This is a genomic window from Mammaliicoccus fleurettii (genome assembly GCF_003970575.1).
Taxonomy (GTDB): Bacteria; Bacillota; Bacilli; order Staphylococcales; family Staphylococcaceae; genus Mammaliicoccus; species Mammaliicoccus fleurettii.
The window spans coordinates 1-17,731 of sequence record NZ_RXWZ01000134.1 but is presented as its reverse complement, the minus strand read 5'-3'; the positions used below and the strand labels follow the sequence as shown (position 1 = coordinate 17,731).

The 17,731-nt window shown below is 31.7% G+C and carries 14 protein-coding genes and 2 pseudogenes; all 16 read left to right on the top strand.

Features of this window, described 5'->3' with window-relative positions:
* Positions 1 to 53: 53 nt before the first annotated feature.
* Entirely contained in the window at positions 54 to 4,373 is a 4,320-nt protein-coding gene (locus CD129_RS09725; RefSeq protein ID WP_115337529.1) for a PolC-type DNA polymerase III, read from the top strand.
* A gap of 121 nt (positions 4,374 to 4,494) precedes the next feature.
* On the top strand, positions 4,495 to 4,962 hold the full coding sequence (gene rimP / locus CD129_RS09720) for a ribosome maturation factor RimP (RefSeq protein WP_078356154.1): 468 nt from the start codon (positions 4,495 to 4,497) through the stop codon (positions 4,960 to 4,962).
* An 18-nt stretch (positions 4,963 to 4,980) separates the two neighbouring features.
* A complete protein-coding gene (gene nusA / locus CD129_RS09715) occupies positions 4,981 to 6,048 on the top strand; it encodes a transcription termination factor NusA (RefSeq protein WP_078356155.1) in 1,068 nt (355 codons plus the stop codon).
* Positions 6,049 to 6,064: 16 nt separating this feature from the next.
* Positions 6,065 to 6,349, top strand: coding sequence for an RNase P modulator RnpM (rnpM, locus tag CD129_RS09710; protein WP_078356156.1), 285 nt, complete (start codon positions 6,065 to 6,067; stop codon positions 6,347 to 6,349).
* Positions 6,346 to 6,672, top strand: coding sequence for a ribosomal L7Ae/L30e/S12e/Gadd45 family protein (locus CD129_RS09705; RefSeq protein WP_078356157.1), 327 nt, complete (start codon positions 6,346 to 6,348; stop codon positions 6,670 to 6,672). The genes rnpM and CD129_RS09705 overlap by 4 nt, the downstream gene beginning before the upstream one ends.
* A gap of 4 nt (positions 6,673 to 6,676) precedes the next feature.
* Positions 6,677 to 8,770: a translation initiation factor IF-2 gene (gene infB, locus CD129_RS09700; RefSeq protein WP_115337528.1), complete on the top strand. Its 2,094-nt coding sequence runs from the start codon at positions 6,677 to 6,679 to the stop codon at positions 8,768 to 8,770.
* A 167-nt stretch (positions 8,771 to 8,937) separates the two neighbouring features.
* A pseudogene (locus CD129_RS09695) lies at positions 8,938 to 9,258 on the top strand (ArsR/SmtB family transcription factor).
* Positions 9,255 to 10,541 (top strand): annotated as a pseudogene (gene arsB / locus CD129_RS09690) (arsenite efflux transporter membrane subunit ArsB). The pseudogenes CD129_RS09695 and arsB overlap by 4 nt, the downstream one beginning before the upstream one ends.
* Before the next feature lie 20 nt (positions 10,542 to 10,561).
* Entirely contained in the window at positions 10,562 to 10,969 is a 408-nt protein-coding gene (gene arsC / locus CD129_RS09685) for an arsenate reductase (thioredoxin) (protein ID WP_115337527.1), read from the top strand.
* Positions 10,970 to 11,056: 87 nt separating this feature from the next.
* The gene (locus CD129_RS09680; RefSeq protein ID WP_115337526.1) at positions 11,057 to 11,623 is read left to right on the top strand and encodes a dihydrofolate reductase family protein; all 567 of its coding nucleotides are present in this window, start codon (positions 11,057 to 11,059) and stop codon (positions 11,621 to 11,623) included.
* A gap of 77 nt (positions 11,624 to 11,700) precedes the next feature.
* Entirely contained in the window at positions 11,701 to 12,690 is a 990-nt protein-coding gene (locus CD129_RS09675) for an alpha/beta hydrolase fold domain-containing protein (RefSeq protein ID WP_115337525.1), read from the top strand.
* A 138-nt stretch (positions 12,691 to 12,828) separates the two neighbouring features.
* Positions 12,829 to 13,173 carry a 30S ribosome-binding factor RbfA gene (gene rbfA / locus CD129_RS09670; RefSeq protein ID WP_078356164.1) on the top strand — a complete coding sequence of 115 codons (345 nt, stop codon included), beginning with the start codon at positions 12,829 to 12,831 and terminating at the stop codon, positions 13,171 to 13,173.
* Positions 13,174 to 13,380: 207 nt separating this feature from the next.
* Positions 13,381 to 14,565: a glycerate kinase family protein gene (locus tag CD129_RS09665; RefSeq protein WP_115337524.1), complete on the top strand. Its 1,185-nt coding sequence runs from the start codon at positions 13,381 to 13,383 to the stop codon at positions 14,563 to 14,565.
* Positions 14,562 to 15,941 carry an SLC13 family permease gene (locus CD129_RS09660; protein WP_115337523.1) on the top strand — a complete coding sequence of 460 codons (1,380 nt, stop codon included), beginning with the start codon at positions 14,562 to 14,564 and terminating at the stop codon, positions 15,939 to 15,941. Before CD129_RS09665 ends, CD129_RS09660 begins: the two co-directional genes overlap by 4 nt.
* A gap of 12 nt (positions 15,942 to 15,953) precedes the next feature.
* Complete coding sequence (locus CD129_RS09655) at positions 15,954 to 16,631, top strand: response regulator transcription factor (protein ID WP_078356167.1); 678 nt, start codon at positions 15,954 to 15,956, stop codon at positions 16,629 to 16,631.
* A gap of 151 nt (positions 16,632 to 16,782) precedes the next feature.
* The coding region (locus CD129_RS09650; RefSeq protein WP_256681909.1) for a histidine kinase dimerization/phospho-acceptor domain-containing protein at positions 16,783 to 17,731 on the top strand (949 nt) is incomplete at its 3' end.

Genomic DNA, 17,731 nt, shown 5'->3' with positions numbered 1-17,731 from the left:
GAGGCTATTTTTAGATTAGCCTCTTTTTCATTTTGATGAAGGTGGTCGTATAAGTGTCAATGACAGGGAAAGAGAAATTCCAAACGCTTCTCACACAGATGAACATTACAGATGAACTTGATAATAGTATTGTTGAACAAGGTGAATTAACAAGGATTGATGTATCTCAAGCTAAAAGATTGTGGCATTTCTACATCAAATTACCGCAATACTTATCAAGCGAAATGTATCTTGTTTTTACGAATCAACTAAAATCTGCATTTCAAAGTATTGCAGAAGTTGATTGGACAATTGAAGTGGCTAATAAAGAACAATTAGATGAGCATATTCTAAAATATATGCCACATTGTATCGATGGTACGGATTTAAGTGATAAAGTTAAACATCAATTAAAACAAAAACCAATTATTTTTGCTGAAGAAGTAGTGAAAGTTCAAGTTAATAATGATATTGAGCGCGACTATTTTGATAAAAGGGTTAACGGTTCATTAGTTAAAGCATTGCAAAAATGTGGTTTTCAAATAAATCGTGTCATTTTTGAAACAATGGATAATGAAGAACAAATGAAGAGAGAGCTAGAGTCATTCGAAGCTCATATACAACAAGAAGATGAAGAAGCAGCTCGAATTGCATCTGAGAAAATGGAAAAAATGAAAAAAGAAAAAGCTGAATCTGGTGATAATGAAAATGCAGTGTCACGTTGTCAAATTGGTAAAGATATTCCAGTTGATTCAATCCGTAAAATTGAAGAAATTATAGAAGAAGAATACAAAGTAGCACTAGAAGGTGTTATTTTTGATATTGAAATGAAAGAATTAAAAAGTGGTAGACATATTGTTACACTTAAAATTACTGACTATACGGATTCACTGATTCTTAAAATGTTCACTAGAAAAGGTAAAGATGATTTAGAACATTTTAAAGCTTTAAAAGTTGGGACTTGGGTTAGAGCACAAGGAAGAATTGAACAAGACCAATTTATTCGTGATTTAGTAATGATGATGACTGATATTCACGAAATTAAGAAATCACCGAAACTAGATAAAGCCCCAGATAAAAGGGTAGAATTTCATCTGCATACATCAATGAGTCAAATGGATGGTATTAGTCATATTGGAAAGTATGTTGAACAAGCTGCAAAGTGGGGACATAAAGCTATTGCGATAACTGATCATAACGGTGTACAAGGGTATCCTGATGCTCATGCTGCTGCTATGAAAAATGATATTAAAATGATTTATGGAATGGAAGGTATGTTAGTGGATGATGGTGTTCCAATTGCATATAAACCACAGGATATACCTCTTAAAACAGCTACATATATCGTATTTGACGTGGAGACAACAGGACTATCAAGTCAATATGACCAAATCATAGAATTAGCAGCTGTAAAAGTAAGGAATGGAGAAGTCATTGATACTTTCGAACGCTTTTCTGATCCGGGTGTACGTTTATCAGAAATAATTAAAAACTTAACAGGTATCACGGATGAAATGTTACAAGGACAGCCGGATATTAAAACAGTATTAAGTGAATTTCATGAGTGGGTTGGAGATGCAATATATATTGCACATAACGCTTCATTCGATATGGGCTTTATAGACACGGGCTTTGAAAGAATAGGTATTGGTGCTACTACAAATGCTGTAATCGATACATTAGAATTATCTCGTACAGTTAATACTGAATATGGTAAGCATGGCTTGAATTTCTTAGCGAAAAAATATGGAGTAGAACTTACTCAACACCATAGAGCGATATATGATGCTGAAACTACAGCTCATATATTCATTAAAATGCTGAAACAATTAGAAGAATTAGGTGTACATAATCACAATCAAATTAATGAACATTTATCTAACGATGAAGCTTATAAACGAGCAAGACCGTCTCATGTTACATTGATTGTTCAAAATCAAGTAGGATTAAAAAATCTATTTAAAATTGTAAGTGCATCATTAGTTGATTACTACTATCGTACGCCGCGTATACCACGTTCATTGTTAAATAAGCACCGTGAAGGTATTCTAGTTGGAAGCGCATGTGATGAAGGTGAAGTATTTACAACTGTCATGCAGAAAGACCAAGATGAAGTTGAAAAAGTTGCCAAATATTATGATTATATAGAAGTTCAACCTAAGAGTTTATATCAAGATTTAATTGATAGAGAACTTATTAAAGACAATGAAACAATGGAAGAAATTTATTCTCGTATATTGAGCGTTGGTGAAAAACTGGATATCCCAGTTATCGCAACAGGAAATGCACATTATTTAAATGAGCATGATGCTGTAGCTAGAAAAATACTGATTGCAGCTCAACCTGGTAATCCACTTAATAGACAAACGTTACCAAAAGCACACTTTAGAACGACAGATGAAATGTTAGATGAATTCCACTTTTTAGGTGAAGAAAAAGCATATGAAATCGTAGTAAAAAATACAAACGAACTTGCTGACCGACTAGAAACAGTCGTTCCAATTAGGGATGAATTATATACGCCTAACATGGAAGGTGCAAACGAAGAAATTCGTGAAATGAGTTATGTTAATGCTAAAAATTTATACGGTGAAGAACTGCCTCAAATTGTTATTGATAGACTAGAAAAAGAACTTGAAAGTATTATTGGTAATGGATTTGCAGTTATTTATTTAATTTCACAAAGATTGGTTAAGAAATCTCTTAATGATGGATATTTAGTAGGATCACGTGGTTCTGTCGGTTCTAGTTTTGTTGCTACAATGACCGAAATTACAGAGGTTAATCCATTGCCACCTCACTACATCTGTCCATCTTGTAAAGAAAGTCACTTCTTTAATGATGGTTCTGTCGGTTCTGGATTTGACTTGCCTGATAAACAATGTGAAAAATGTCATGTAGATATGATAAAAGAAGGACAAGATATTCCTTTCGAAACATTCTTAGGCTTTAAAGGTGATAAAGTACCAGATATTGACTTGAACTTTAGTGGTGAGTATCAACCTATTGCACATAATTATACGAAAGAACTTTTCGGTGAAGATAAAGTATTTAGAGCAGGAACAATTGGTACTGTAGCTGAAAAAACAGCATTCGGTTATGTGAAAGGATATTTGAATGATCAAGGTATTCATAAGCGTGCAGCTGAAGTTGATAGATTGGTGAAAGGCTGTACCGGTGTTAAACGAACAACCGGACAACATCCAGGTGGTATTATTGTTGTACCTGATTACATGGATATATACGACTTTACACCGATACAATTTCCAGCAGATGATCAGAAATCAGCATGGAAAACGACTCACTTTGATTTCCATTCAATTCACGATAATATTCTGAAGCTTGATATTTTAGGACATGATGATCCTACTATGATCAGAATGCTTCAAGATTTATCAGGAATTGATCCAAAGACTATTCCAGTAGATGATAAAGAAACTATGAAAATATTTAGTACACCAGAATCATTAGGTGTTACAGAAGAAGATATTTTATGTAAGACTGGAACATTCGGTGTACCAGAATTTGGTACTGGTTTCGTAAGACAAATGCTTGAAGATACTAAACCAACGACGTTTTCAGAACTCGTTCAAATATCAGGATTATCACATGGTACGGACGTATGGTTAGGAAACGCGCAAGAATTAATTAAAACTGGTATGTGTGACTTATCAAGTGTTATTGGTTGTCGTGATGATATTATGGTTTATTTAATGTATAACGGTTTAGAACCTTCACTTGCCTTTAAAATCATGGAAGCGGTACGTAAAGGTAAAGGTTTAACTGATGAATTTGAAGAAGCAATGAAAGAAAATGAAGTGCCGGATTGGTATTTAGATTCATGTAAGAAAATTAAATACATGTTCCCTAAAGCACATGCTGCAGCATACGTATTAATGGCATTAAGAATTGCTTACTTCAAAGTTCACTATCCATTGTATTATTACGCAAGTTACTTTACAGTACGTGCAACAGACTTTGATTTAAAAGTCATGACTAAAGATAAAGAATCTATTAAATCTGCAATTAAAGAGTATTACAGTAGATTCCATGAATTAGCTAAAAAAGAAAAAGATGTATTAACAGTATTAGAAATTGCGAATGAAATGGCTCATCGTGGATTTAAATTATTACCGGTAAGTTTAGAAAAAAGTGATGCATTTGAATTCAAAATTGAAGGTGACACTTTAATCCCTCCATTTATCGCAGTTCCAGGACTGGGTGAGAATGTAGCTAAACGTATCGTTGAAACGAGACAAGAAGGGCCATTTTTAGCTAAAGAAGATCTTAATAAAAAGGCTGGAGTTTCGCAAAAAATCATAGATTATTTGGATGAACTTGGTTCACTTCCAAATATGCCAGATAAAGCTCAGCTTTCTATTTTTGATTTGTAACGTATATCCTTGAGCATAGCGCCATTATGTGATATACTATTATTGCTTAAAATAATACTCTGACGTTGAAAGAGTGGGACATTTCCCGCTCTTTTCTGTTTGTATTAAGAGGGAGGTCATTATGAGTAAAGTTGCAGCAAACGTTGAGGAAATCATTCAACCAATACTTGAAGAATTAAATTATGAACTTGTAGATGTCGAATATGTTAAAGAAGGACCAGACTATTATCTACGTATTGCAATTGATAAAGACGGTGGCGTTGATTTAAACGACTGCACAATTGCCTCTGAAAAGATTAGTGAAGTTATGGACAAAGAAGATCCAATTAAAGAACCGTATTTCATGGATGTATCATCTCCAGGAGCGGAACGTCCATTAAAAAAAGAAAAAGACTATCTGAATGCAATTGATCAACCTGTATTTATTTCATTATATGAACCTATTGAAGGGGATAAAGAATGGTTAGGTGTTTTAAAAGAAGTTACTGAAGAATCGATTTTGCTTGAAGTGAAAATAAAAACAAGAACTAAAAATGTCACGTTGCCTCGCAAAAAAATAGCAAAAGCACGTCGATCAGTAATTTTATAATATAAAGGAGGATACATTGTGAAAGGTAATGAATTATTACTTGCAATTGAATACCTTGAGAAGGAAAAAAGAATACCACGTGAGGTATTAATAGATGCAATTGAAGCAGCATTGATTACTGCTTATAAAAAAAATTATGACAGTGCTAAAAATGTTAGAATAGAATTAAATCTTGACGAAGGAACTTATAGAGTTATTTCTAGAAAAGACGTTGTCGAAGATGTTGAAGATTATAGAGACCAAGTAGCTTTAGATACAGCTCTTTTAACGAACCCAGCATACGAAATTGGTGATGTCTTTGAAGAAGATGTTACACCTAAAGATTTTGGCCGTGTTGGTGCACAAGCTGCTAAACAAGCAGTAATGCAACGTTTAAGAGACGCAGAACGAGGCATTCTTTATGATGAATTTATTGATAAAGAAGATGATATCGTAACAGGTGTTATTGATAGAGTCGATCATCGTTATGTATATGTTAATTTAGGTCGTACTGAAGCAGTTCTTTCAGAAGCTGAAAGAAGTCCAAATGAACAATACTTACCAAATGAACGTATTAAAGTTTATGTAAATAAAGTTGAGCAAACTACTAAAGGACCTCAAATCTTTGTTTCACGTACACATCCTGGCTTATTAAAACGTTTGTTTGAGCAAGAAGTACCTGAAATTTATGATGGTACAGTTATTGTTAAATCAGTAGCACGTGAAGCGGGTGACCGTTCTAAAATAAGTGTTACTTCTGAAAACGGAGATATCGATGCAGTTGGTGCTTGTGTTGGTGCTAAAGGTGTTCGTGTTGAAGCTGTAGTTAATGAATTAGGCGGAGAAAAAATCGATATTGTCGAATGGGACGAAGATCCAAAAGTATTTGTAAGAAATGCATTGAGCCCTTCTCAAGTTGTAGAAGTTATTGTTGATGAAGCTAATCAATCAACTACTGTAGTTGTACCAGATTATCAATTGTCATTAGCGATTGGTAAACGTGGTCAAAATGCTCGTCTTGCAGCAAAATTAACTGGTTGGAAGATTGACATCAAATCAGAAACTGATGCAAAAGAAGCAGGCATTATTTCAACTGAAGAATCATAAGGTAGGTGCTTTTATCATGAAACAGAAAAAGATACCAATGCGTAAATGTATACTTTCAAATGAAATGAAACCAAAAAATGATATGATTCGAGTAGTTAAAAATAAAGCTGACGAAATTAAAGCTGACGCAACTGGTAAAGCACCAGGACGTGGCGCATATGTTTCTAAAGATCTAGACGTTGTTGAAACTGCACAGCAACAAGGTAAATTAGAACGATATTTCGGCAGCGATAAAGAAACACTCGAACCTGTATATAAAGAAATTATTCGTTTAATATATCGTGAGCGTATACCTAAATGAGTATAGATAAGAAAGACCAAATTTTGAACCTTCTCGGTCTAGCAACAAGAGCTAGAAAGATTAAAACAGGGGAAGAAATTGTTATAAGTGAAATGAGAAGAGGCAACGTAAAACTTGTCATACTATCAGAAGATGCTGCAGCAAATGTTACAAAAACAATAAAAAATAAATGTGCAACTTATCATGTAACACTTTTAACTTTTGCTACACGCTTTGAATTAGGCTACGCAATTGGAAAAGAAAGCAGAGTGGTGTTGGGCATAACTGACATTGGATTTAGCAAAAAGCTAAAAACGATGATTCATGATTTTCATGAGGAGTGAGTATATGAGTAAAAAAAGAATATATGAGTATGCAAAAGAAATCAATTTAAAGAGTAAAGATATAATTGATGAGTTAAAGAAAAATAATATAGAAGTATCAAATCACATGCAAGCATTAGAGGAGAACGACATTAAAATTTTAGATAAAGCATTCAAAAAGCAAGAAACAGCTAAAAAAGAACAACCAACTACTCACGCAAATACTAGCAAAACAAATAACAAACCAAACAACAACAAACCAAATAATAATCAACAAAAGAATAATAAAAATAAGAAGCAAAATAACAAAAAGCAAAATAATCAACAACAGCAACAACCTAAAGAAGTAGTTCAAGAATCACCATCTTTAATTACTTATGAAGAAGGCATCACTGTTGGTGAATTAGCTGATAAAATTAATAAAGATGCTTCTGAAATTATTAAAAAATTATTCTTACTTGGTGTAGTAGCTAATATTAACCAAGGTTTAGATACTGAAACAGTTGAATTGATCTGTGCTGATTATGAAATCGAAGCAGAGTTAGAAATTCATGTTGATGAAACTGACTTAGAAAATTACTTTGAAACTGAAGACGAAAATGATGAAAGTTTAATTGAAAGACCAGCAGTTGTTACAATCATGGGACACGTTGACCACGGTAAAACAACGCTATTAGACTCAATTCGTCATACTCGTGTAACAGCTGGAGAAGCTGGCGGTATTACTCAACATATTGGTGCTTATCAAATAGAAAATAATAACAAAAAAATTACTTTCTTAGATACTCCAGGACATGCTGCATTTACAACAATGAGAGCACGTGGAGCTCAAGTAACTGATATTACAGTACTTGTAGTAGCTGCTGATGATGGTGTTATGCCTCAAACAATTGAAGCGATTAACCATGCAAAAGCTGCTGAAGTACCTATTATTGTAGCTGTAAACAAAGTTGACAAACCAACAGCAAATCCTGATCGTGTTATGCAAGAATTAGGAGAGTATGGTTTATACCCTGAAGATTGGGGTGGCGATACAATCTTTGTTCAACTATCTGCAATTCAAGGTGATGGAATCGACGATTTACTAGAAATGATCGGACTTGTTTCTGAAGTCGAAGAATTAAAAGCCAAAACTGACCGTGCAGCAGTTGGTACAGTTATTGAAGCAGAGTTAGATAAATCACGTGGACCTGCAGCGTCTCTATTAGTACAAAATGGTACTTTAGAAGTTGGAGATTCATTAGTAGTAGGTAACACATATGGTCGTGTACGTGCTATGGTAAGTGATTTAGGTAAACGTATTAAAACAGCTGGCCCATCTACGCCTGTTGAAATTACTGGTTTACATGATGTACCTCAAGCTGGAGATCGTTTTGTAGTATTTAAAAACGAAAAAGAAGCTCGTCAAATCGGTGAAAGACGTCAACAAGAAAATATTCTAAAACAACGTCAAGATAGTAAGAGTGTTTCTTTAGATAACTTGTTTGAACAAATGAAACAAGGTGAAATGAAAGACTTAAATATTATTATTAAAGGTGATGTACAAGGTTCAGTAGAAGCTTTAGCAGCATCATTAATGAAAATTGATGTAGAAGGTGTTAACGTACGTATAATTCATACAGCAGTTGGTGCTATCAATGCATCAGACGTTACACTTGCAGCAGCATCAAACGGTATAATAATTGGATTTAACGTAAGACCTGATGCAGGTGCAAAACGTGCCGCTGAAGAAGAAAACGTAGATATGAGATTACACCGTATTATTTATAAAGTAATCGAAGAAATTGAATCAGCAATGAAAGGATTATTAGATCCTGAATATGAAGAACAAGTAATTGGACAAGCAGAAGTGCGTCAAACTTTCAAAGTATCTAAAGTAGGTACAATTGCAGGTAGTTACGTAACTGAAGGTAAAATTACGAGAGATTCAAGTGTCCGTATAATACGTGACGGTATCGTTATCTTTGAAGGTGAATTAGATACATTAAAACGTTTCAAAGATGACGCTAAAGAAGTAGCAACAGGATACGAATGTGGTATCACAATTGAGAAATTCAACGATATTAAAGAAGGCGACATATTTGAAGCTTTCAAAATGGTTGAAATCGAAAGAAAATAATATTTAATATTAAGTTGAGGCTGAGACAATTAATTTGTCCCAGCCTCATTTTTTTATTGGATATGAGCTGAATCGCCCGATATCTCTGAAGTCTTCGTGCGTTTTGACTTGATTTTAATCTAAAATCTATATAGATGCTAATCTATTAAGAGGAATGGGGAGAGTTTATGGATTATAAAGCACTATCAACATTATTAAAGACAATATCTGACTCAAATCGTTTAGAAATTATAGATTTACTATCATGTGGTGAACTTTGTGCTTGTGATTTATTAGAACATTTTCAGTTTTCTTAACCAACTTTAAGCCATCATATGAAGTCTCTTGTTAACAGTAATTTGATCTTTACTAGAAAAGAAGGTAATAAAAGAATGTATCGCTTAAATACAGAATTATTTAATGAATTAAACAATCAACTTCAAAGCATTTATCACAATAGTGAATCTTGTATTTGTAACTCTATGGAGCCAGGAGTGTGCAAAGCATGACTATATTAGCGATATTGATTTTTGTAATAACTCTAATATTTGTTATATGGCAACCTAAAGGCTTGGATATCGGTATAACAGCACTAATAGGAGCTATCATCTCCATTATAACGGGAGTGGTTAGTTTTTCTGATGTAATAGAAGTGACCGGCATTGTATGGAATGCAACATTAACATTTGTGGCAGTTATTCTAATTTCTCTTATTCTAGATGAAATTGGCTTCTTTGAATGGTCAGCTATACATATGGTAAAAGCATCTAATGGTAATGGATTGAAAATGTTTATATATTATGTTATTAGGTTCTGTTGTTGCAGCATTTTTCGCTAACGATGGGGCTGCACTTATATTAACACCGATTGTATTAGCGATGGTCCGTAATTTAGAGTTTAATAAAAAGATTATATTCCCGTTTATCATTGCGAGTGGATTTATAGCAGATACGACTTCACTACCATTAATCGTAAGTAATTTAGTTAATATCGTTTCAGCCGATTATTTTAATATTGGCTTTGTAGAATACTTCACGCGTATGATTATTCCTAACATATTTTCTTTAGTTGCAAGTATTCTTGTATTATGGTTGTTGTTCAAATCATCAATTCCAAGAACTTTTGATGCAAGTCATATTAAAAATCCTAGAACTGCAATTAAAGATGAAAGACTCTTTTATATTTCTTGGGTAGTGTTAGCGATATTATTAATAGGATATTTAATTAGCGAATTTGTTCATATACCTGTATCGATTATTGCTGGTATAATTGCAATAATATTTATATTACTTGCACGAAAATCAAAAGCTGTAAATACAAAAGCAGTAATTAAAGGTGCGCCATGGAATATTGTAATATTCTCAATAGGAATGTACCTCGTAGTGTTTGGACTTAAAACGTAGGTATTACAACAATCCTAGGAGATATCCTTACATCAATTTCTCAACATGGCCTGTTTGCAAGTATTATGGGAATGGGATTTATCGCAGCATTTCTATCGTCTATTATGAATAACATGCCCACCGTTCTAATTGATGCATTAGCAATAGATCAATCAAATGTAATTGGGACATTAAAAGAAGGCATGATATATGTTAATGTTATAGGTTCAGATTTAGGACCTAAAATAACACCTATAGGTTCATTAGCTACTTTGCTATGGTTACACGTACTTTCTCAAAAAGGCGTAAAAATACCATGGGGAAAATATTTTAAAACAGGTATAATCATTACAATCCCAGTACTATTTATTACATTATTAGGCTTATATATAACGTTGATAATATTTTAAAGAAAAATAGGCATTTATATTTGAATAAAAAAATAATTTACTTTATATGCACAGGTAATTCATGTAGAAGTCAAATTGCTGAAGGATGGGGTAAGCAATTACTAGGTGACGAATGGAATGTATATTCAGCTGGTATAGAAACACATGGCGTAAATCCAAAAGCAATAGATGCAATGAAAGAAGTTAACATTGATATTACTGACCAAACTTCTGATTTAATTCATACAAATATATTTAACCAAGCTGATTTAGTTGTGACTTTATGCAGTCATGCAGATCAAAACTGCACAACAATTCCAGCACATGTACAAAAAGAACATTGGGGTTTTGACGATCCAGCAGGAAAAGAATGGTCTGAATTCCAACGAGTTAGAGATGAAATAGGATTGAAAATCAAAATATTTAAAGAAGAAACGACAAATAAATAAACATAAAAATCTTCATATAATTGGATATATATGAAGGTTTTATTTTATCCTGTATGATGAGAGAAAGACCATTTGGGAGGTTAGACTATGATAGAAAAAGACAATAGTAGGAAAATTATTCTAGATTTAGCTGTTACGCTTGATGGATTTATAGAAGGTGAAAATGGTGAAATTGATTGGTGTATTATGGATCCTGAAATGAATTTCGATGATTTTCTAGATCAAATAGATACTATTTTCTATGGTAGAAAAAGTTATGAAATGTGGGGAGATTTTCAACCAAGTTTATCGGATTCTGAAGATGATAAAGCGATGTGGAGTAAGGTACATTCTAAAGAAAAATATGTCTTTTCCAAAAAGTTTAATTTTGATGATTATCATGTAAATATTATTAGAGATGATATTGTTACAAGGGTAAATGAAATAAAAAGAGTACCTGGAAAAGATATTTGGTTGTACGGTGGATCAAGCTTAATTACATCATTTGTAAATTACGGCTTAGTTGATGAATTTAGATTATCAGTACATCCCATCGTTCTCGGAAAAGGAAAACCGCTATTTATAGATATTGAAGATAGACAAGAACTAAAACTCATCAATACTAGAACATTTCATTCAGGTGTAATACAGTTGATTTATAGAAATGATGAATAACAAAATGTAATTTCTTATGTGTACTTCTACCAAAAAACGGGAATATATTTGTATTAAGAAATATGGGGTAGATAGATATGAAAACATTATTTAAAGGTGTAGCTACTGTCGGAGGTACTTTAGCACTTAGCCAAGTTGTAATCAAGAAACTTTCTAAAAGAAGTATGAGAAGTCAAATTGCTGAATGGATTATTGCTTCAAAAACGCAACGTCCTAGTTATGACGATTATGATTCTAAATGTGATTTTGTTAATGCGTTGTATAAAGTTAATAAGGAAGAATATCAACTTCCTAAAATGTATAAGCCAAAGACTGAAATGGATGATTATTTTATTGATGAAATGAAAGTAATTAATTATAATGTGAAAGCAAAATCAAATATTGGTATATTATACCTACATGGTGGTGCATATATTCATCAACCGTCTATTTTTCATCATTATTTTTTAGAAGAATTAGCGACGAAAGTAGATGCTACTGTTGAGTTGCCAATATATCCTAAAGCTCCAAATGAAATGTTTTTAAGGTCTTATGAACTTATTATTGATTTGTATCGTAGAATGATTGAAACCTACGATGACATAGTGATAATTGGTGATTCTGCTGGTGGTGGATTAGCGACAGGTTTAGTTCAGTTATTGAAAGAACAAGAGATTAAACAACCGCTTCATGTCTTTTTAATTTCTCCATGGATTGATATTAATATGGATAATGAAAATATTACTGAATTCCTTCAAGAAAGTGATCCAATGTTAACAGTTGAATCATTAAAATTTGTCGGTGAATTATGGAGTGGACATACTGATAAAAAACATCATCTATTATCACCAACTTATGGAGACTTGCAAGATTTACCACCAATTACATTATTCGTAGGTTCTAGAGAAATTTTATTACCGGATATTCAATTGTTTAATGACAAGTTACAAGCATTTAATAATAACGTGGCATATCATGAGTATATAAATCAAAATCATGTGTTTCCATTAGAGCCTATACCAGAAGCTAAAGAAGCAAGAAGTATTATTTATAATACGATCAATGCTTATAAAGATAAGAAGGATTAATGATGTTTAAATAATGTCGCATTTATCATAATATTTAAACTACCTAAACTTTGATATGATTGTCTTTTTAAGCCAACAAGCATGTGTTATAATTTAATAATGTATAAATAGAGATTTGAATATTAAGAGGTGAAAGAAATGAGTATTCGTTCTGAACGCGTTGGCGAACAAATGAAAAAAGAATTAATGGATATTATAAACAATAAACTTAAAGATCCAAGAGTTGGATTTTTAACGATTACAGATGTAGAACTTCCTGGTGATTTATCTCATGCTACTGTTTATTTAACAGTATTAGGAACAGATAAAGAAAAAGAAGATACATTTAAAGGTTTAGAAAAAGGTAAAGGTTTCATTAAATCTGAGATTGGAAGTCGTATGAAATTACGTATTCTACCTGAATTACATTTTAAATATGATGAATCAATCGATTATGGTAATAAGATAGAACGTATGATTCAAGATTTAAATCGTAATGACTAAAGTTTGAATATTTGATTGAATTTATATGTAGTGGACCAATCATCTACTGCAAATAGAATAAAGCGAAGCTAAGACAATTAATTTGTCCTAGCTTCGTTTTTTCTTTTTAATCAAGTTTTAATTTTTCTCTAATTATTTATGAACTTTGCAAAGGTATAGTTAAATCAAGTTAAAAAATAGCAAAGAATAAATAAGGGGGAAATAAAAATGAGAATTGTTGTTGTACCTTCAGGATTTAAAGAAAGTTTAAGTGCAGAGGAAGTGGGTCATTCAATTACAAAGGGTATAAAAAAAGTAGATTCTTCACATCAAGTAACAACTATTCCGATGGTAGATGGCGGTGAAGGTTTTGTAGATACGATTATAAAATTGAAAGAAGGAAGCAAAATCAAGACTCATGTGATGGGGCCAGTTGGTATACCTACAGAATCTTTTTTTGGAATTTTTGTAGAAAATGGTATTAAAACAGCAGTGATAGAAATGGCAGCAATTGCAGGGTTAAGACAAGTACCTAAGGATATGAGAAATCCAATAAATACAACTACATTTGGCGTAGGTGAAACTATAATTAAAGCATTAGATAGCGGTGCTGAACGAATTTTAATTGGATGTGGGGATTCAGGAACTTCTGATGGTGGCGTTGGGATGGCGCAAGCATTAGGTGTTAAATTCTTAAATAAACACGGTAATGAAATATTCATAAATGGCGGCGGTGAAATCGATCGAATTCATGGTGTTGATATGAGATATATAGATGCTAGAATTCACTTAGTAAATATAGATGTAGCAGTAAATTGGACAAATTTATTATGTGGTAATAAAGGAGTAGCAAGAGTGTATGGGCCACAAAAAGGTGCATCTCCTCGTGATGTTGAAAAGTTGTCTAATAATCTAGAACACCTTGCAAGACTCATAAAAAGCTTTAAAAACAAGGATGTTTCATTAATGAGTGGTGGTGGTGCTTCGGGTGGTTTAGGTGCTGGATTATATGGATTTCTTAATGCGCGTTTATACCCTAGATTTGAAATCATCATGAAGTATATTGAAATTTCTGATGCTATAAAAAATGCAGATTTAGTAATTACTGCAGAAGGATGTATTGACTTTCAAACACCTAATGGAAAAATTCCATCAGAAGTTGCGAGAATAGCAAAAATACATGGAAAACCTGTCATCGCATTTGCAGGTACAATCGGGCATAATGCAAAGATAAATTATCAAAGTGGTATTGATGCGTTTAGTAGTATTATTCCGGAACCAACGACATTAGAAAATTCAATTTTAGACGCAGATAAATGGTTAGAAAATTGTTCTGAAAATGCATTGAGACATATTTTGATTGGTATAAATTTAGGCAATCAAATGTATAAAATAAAAGATGCTGTACAATGAGTAATAAACAATTAATATATCTGTGTATTTATTTTGTGTTTTCTATAATAGTATTTTTAAGTACTGATTTACCTTATTTAGGACAACTTAGTTTAATAGTATTTGTATTATCTTTAGGATTGTTTCTATTAACGAACATGCCTGCAGGACTTTCTGCATTTATGGCATTAATAATAGGTATTGTACTTGGATTACCAGAAAAAGTATTATTTGAATCTTTAAATGAACAAGTTGTGTGGCTCATGATTGGGGCATTTATTATTGGAGCTGCTGTTGAGAAAAGTGGTTTGTTAGATAGATTAATTTATTGGATAAATGATAAATGTCGTACAAAAAATAAAATGAATTTATTTCTATTTATAATAGTTCAAGTAATATCAATATTGGTTCCATCGACTTCTGGGAGAGCTGCAGCTATGTTGCCTATATATAAAGCTTTTGCTATTAGATTTCAAGACAATCAAAAATATTTTGCATTATTGATACCTGTACTTATTTTAATGGGTGCAAACCTGACATTAATAGGTGCTGGTAGTCATATTGTAGGTATTGGATTGTTAAAAGGTCAAACAAATGAAAATATTTCTTATGTTGAATTTCTTTTATGGGGTGGGCCTTTTGGCATCATGATAGGCATTATAAGCTTAATTATTATAAATAAAATGAATTTTAATACAAATGAAATCAATACCCAAACAACTTTAAACTATTTAAAAAGAAATCGTTCAGCATTTAGTGTTAAAGAGCAAAAGACTTTGTTATATTTGTTAATTACTATTAGTTTGTGGATAACAGAATCAATACATGGATTTGATATTGCATTTATAACAATTGTTATGAGTATTGTTATAGTAACGCCTAATGTAGGTGTCATATCATGGAAAGAAGGATTACAAAGTATTTCATGGAGTTTAATATTTTTTGTAGCTGGAGCAACATCACTTGGAAAATTACTCGTTTCATATAAAGTTGTTCAATATATACAAGAACATTTATTTGGTTATCTATCTCGATTCGAAAATATAAATGTACAAGTTATATTATTGATTATTGTTATAATAACTGTAACGTCACATTTATATGTAACAAGTCATACTACTAGAGCTGTCGTGTTTGTTCCATTATTTTTATTGTTTAGTGATATGTTTAATTTAAATCCAGTTGCGGTCGTTTTTATAACTTTGATTGGAACTAACTATTGTGTTACTTTTCCAGTAAGTTCGAAAGCACTACTTTTATTTTATGAGCAAGAAAATAAGCCTTTTGAAAATAAAGATTTAGCAAAAATTAGCAGTATTTTGATGCCAATATATATGTTAATGATGATTGCATGTTATTATTTTTGGTGGCAATTTACTGGCTTATCGCTTAGATAAAGGAGTACTAAAATGAAAAAAATATTAATAGTCGAAGATGAAGTGAAAATTGCAAGAGTTATACAAATAGAGTTAGAGTATGCAAATTACGAAATTAGTATTGCGAATACTGGTAAGCGAGCTTTAGATTTATTTGAATCAAAAGACTTTGACCTAGTCTTATTAGACGTTATGATTCCTGAATTAAATGGGTTAGAGGTTCTGAGAAGGATTCGAGAAGTAGATAATAACATTAAAATAATTATGTTAACTGCAAGAGATGCAGTTATGGATAAAGTAAGTGGCTTAGATTCTGGGGCAAATGATTATATGACAAAACCATTTGAAATAGAAGAACTGCTAGCTAGAATTAGAGTTCATTTAAAACAAAATAATGAAGTCACAAATGAGAATAATAGTGAAATTCACTTTAAACATATAGTTATTCATCCATTAAGTCGAGAAGTATACATGGATAAAGTATTAATAAACTTAACGCAGAAAGAATATGATTTATTGTTATATTTTGTTGAGAATAAAAACCAAGCCTTGACTAGAGAACAGATTATTGAAAAAGTTTGGGGATACGAATATTATGGTGATACAAATGTCATCGATGTTTATGTAAGATATTTAAGAAAAAAACTAGATCAAAATGAAATATCCTTAATATCTAGCGTAAGAGGTATTGGATATATGATAAAGGATTAAATCAATGAAACTTGGGACGAAAATACAACTCTATACCACTGTTATGATAGTTATTGTTGTTATTTGCATTAATTTATTTGTTTACTTTGTCTACCAAAAGATTTCACTAGAATCTGAAGTGACCCAGTTAGAAAGCAGGGGGATAAATATAATGAAAGAATTCCAAAACACTTCAGATAGTGATGTAAATACGGAGGCAGTTCTTCAATCTTATTTACTCTCAGATGGATATATTACTGTAGTAAATCCAAAAAATAAAAATATTGTGCAAATATCAACTGACATTAAATATAAAAATTTAGCAGAATCATACAAAAATAGACAATATAAAAAAGTGGTTGATAAAAATGGAAATCATTTTGCAATGGTATCTTTACCGATTATTTTGAAAAATGGTGAAGTAAATAATCTTCAAATATTTGAAAATATTGATTTTAAGTACGAAACTTTTTCAATATTAAAGTGGATATTAATTGTTTCAACATTCATTATACTAATCGTGATATTTCTATTGAATCGAATCATTACGCAAATTATTTTGAAGCCTATCAATGAGCTTATTGAACAAATGAATAAAACGAGAGAAACAAAACATTACAGTAAAATAAATATAAATAATAACGATATGAAAGAATTGAAAGAACTTTCAAATACTTTCAATGAAATGATGCTTAATTTAAAAGACCATGACGAAAAGCAACAAGCATTTATACTTAATGCTTCTCATGAATTAAAAACGCCAATTACTGTTATGACTTCTTATAGCGAAATGTTAAAAAGATTTGGCAAAACAAGACCCGATTTATTAGATGAGGGAATAGATACAATAAATGAAGAAGCTAAAAGGTTAAAATATTTAACTGAACAAATGTTAGATTTGGCTAAAATAGAACGTGCATTTCATGATATTGTTTTTTCAAATGTTGATATTGTTTCACAAGTTTCGAATTTAACTAAAAAACTTTCACAAGTATATAAAAGAAAAATTAATGTACACACAAATGAAAATGTTTTAATTGGTAAAATTAATAAAGAAAGTTTTAATCAGTTAATAACAATTTTCTTAGATAATGCGTACAAATATAGTCAATCAGAAATAG

What these genes read in the sequence shown, in the direction of transcription:
- CD129_RS09660 (WP_115337523.1), top strand. Translation starts at nt 14,562, where the DNA reads ATGAGTAATAAACAATTAATATATCTGTGTATTTATTTTGTGTTTTCT.
- rbfA (WP_078356164.1), top strand. Translation starts at nt 12,829, where the DNA reads ATGAGTATTCGTTCTGAACGCGTTGGCGAACAAATGAAAAAAGAATTA.
- CD129_RS09655 (WP_078356167.1), top strand. Translation starts at nt 15,954, where the DNA reads ATGAAAAAAATATTAATAGTCGAAGATGAAGTGAAAATTGCAAGAGTT.
- CD129_RS09675 (WP_115337525.1), top strand. Translation starts at nt 11,701, where the DNA reads ATGAAAACATTATTTAAAGGTGTAGCTACTGTCGGAGGTACTTTAGCA.
- CD129_RS09680 (WP_115337526.1), top strand. Translation starts at nt 11,057, where the DNA reads ATGATAGAAAAAGACAATAGTAGGAAAATTATTCTAGATTTAGCTGTT.
- CD129_RS09705 (WP_078356157.1), top strand. Translation starts at nt 6,346, where the DNA reads ATGAGTATAGATAAGAAAGACCAAATTTTGAACCTTCTCGGTCTAGCA.
- rnpM (WP_078356156.1), top strand. Translation starts at nt 6,065, where the DNA reads ATGAAACAGAAAAAGATACCAATGCGTAAATGTATACTTTCAAATGAA.
- rimP (WP_078356154.1), top strand. Translation starts at nt 4,495, where the DNA reads ATGAGTAAAGTTGCAGCAAACGTTGAGGAAATCATTCAACCAATACTT.
- infB (WP_115337528.1), top strand. Translation starts at nt 6,677, where the DNA reads ATGAGTAAAAAAAGAATATATGAGTATGCAAAAGAAATCAATTTAAAG.
- CD129_RS09665 (WP_115337524.1), top strand. Translation starts at nt 13,381, where the DNA reads ATGAGAATTGTTGTTGTACCTTCAGGATTTAAAGAAAGTTTAAGTGCA.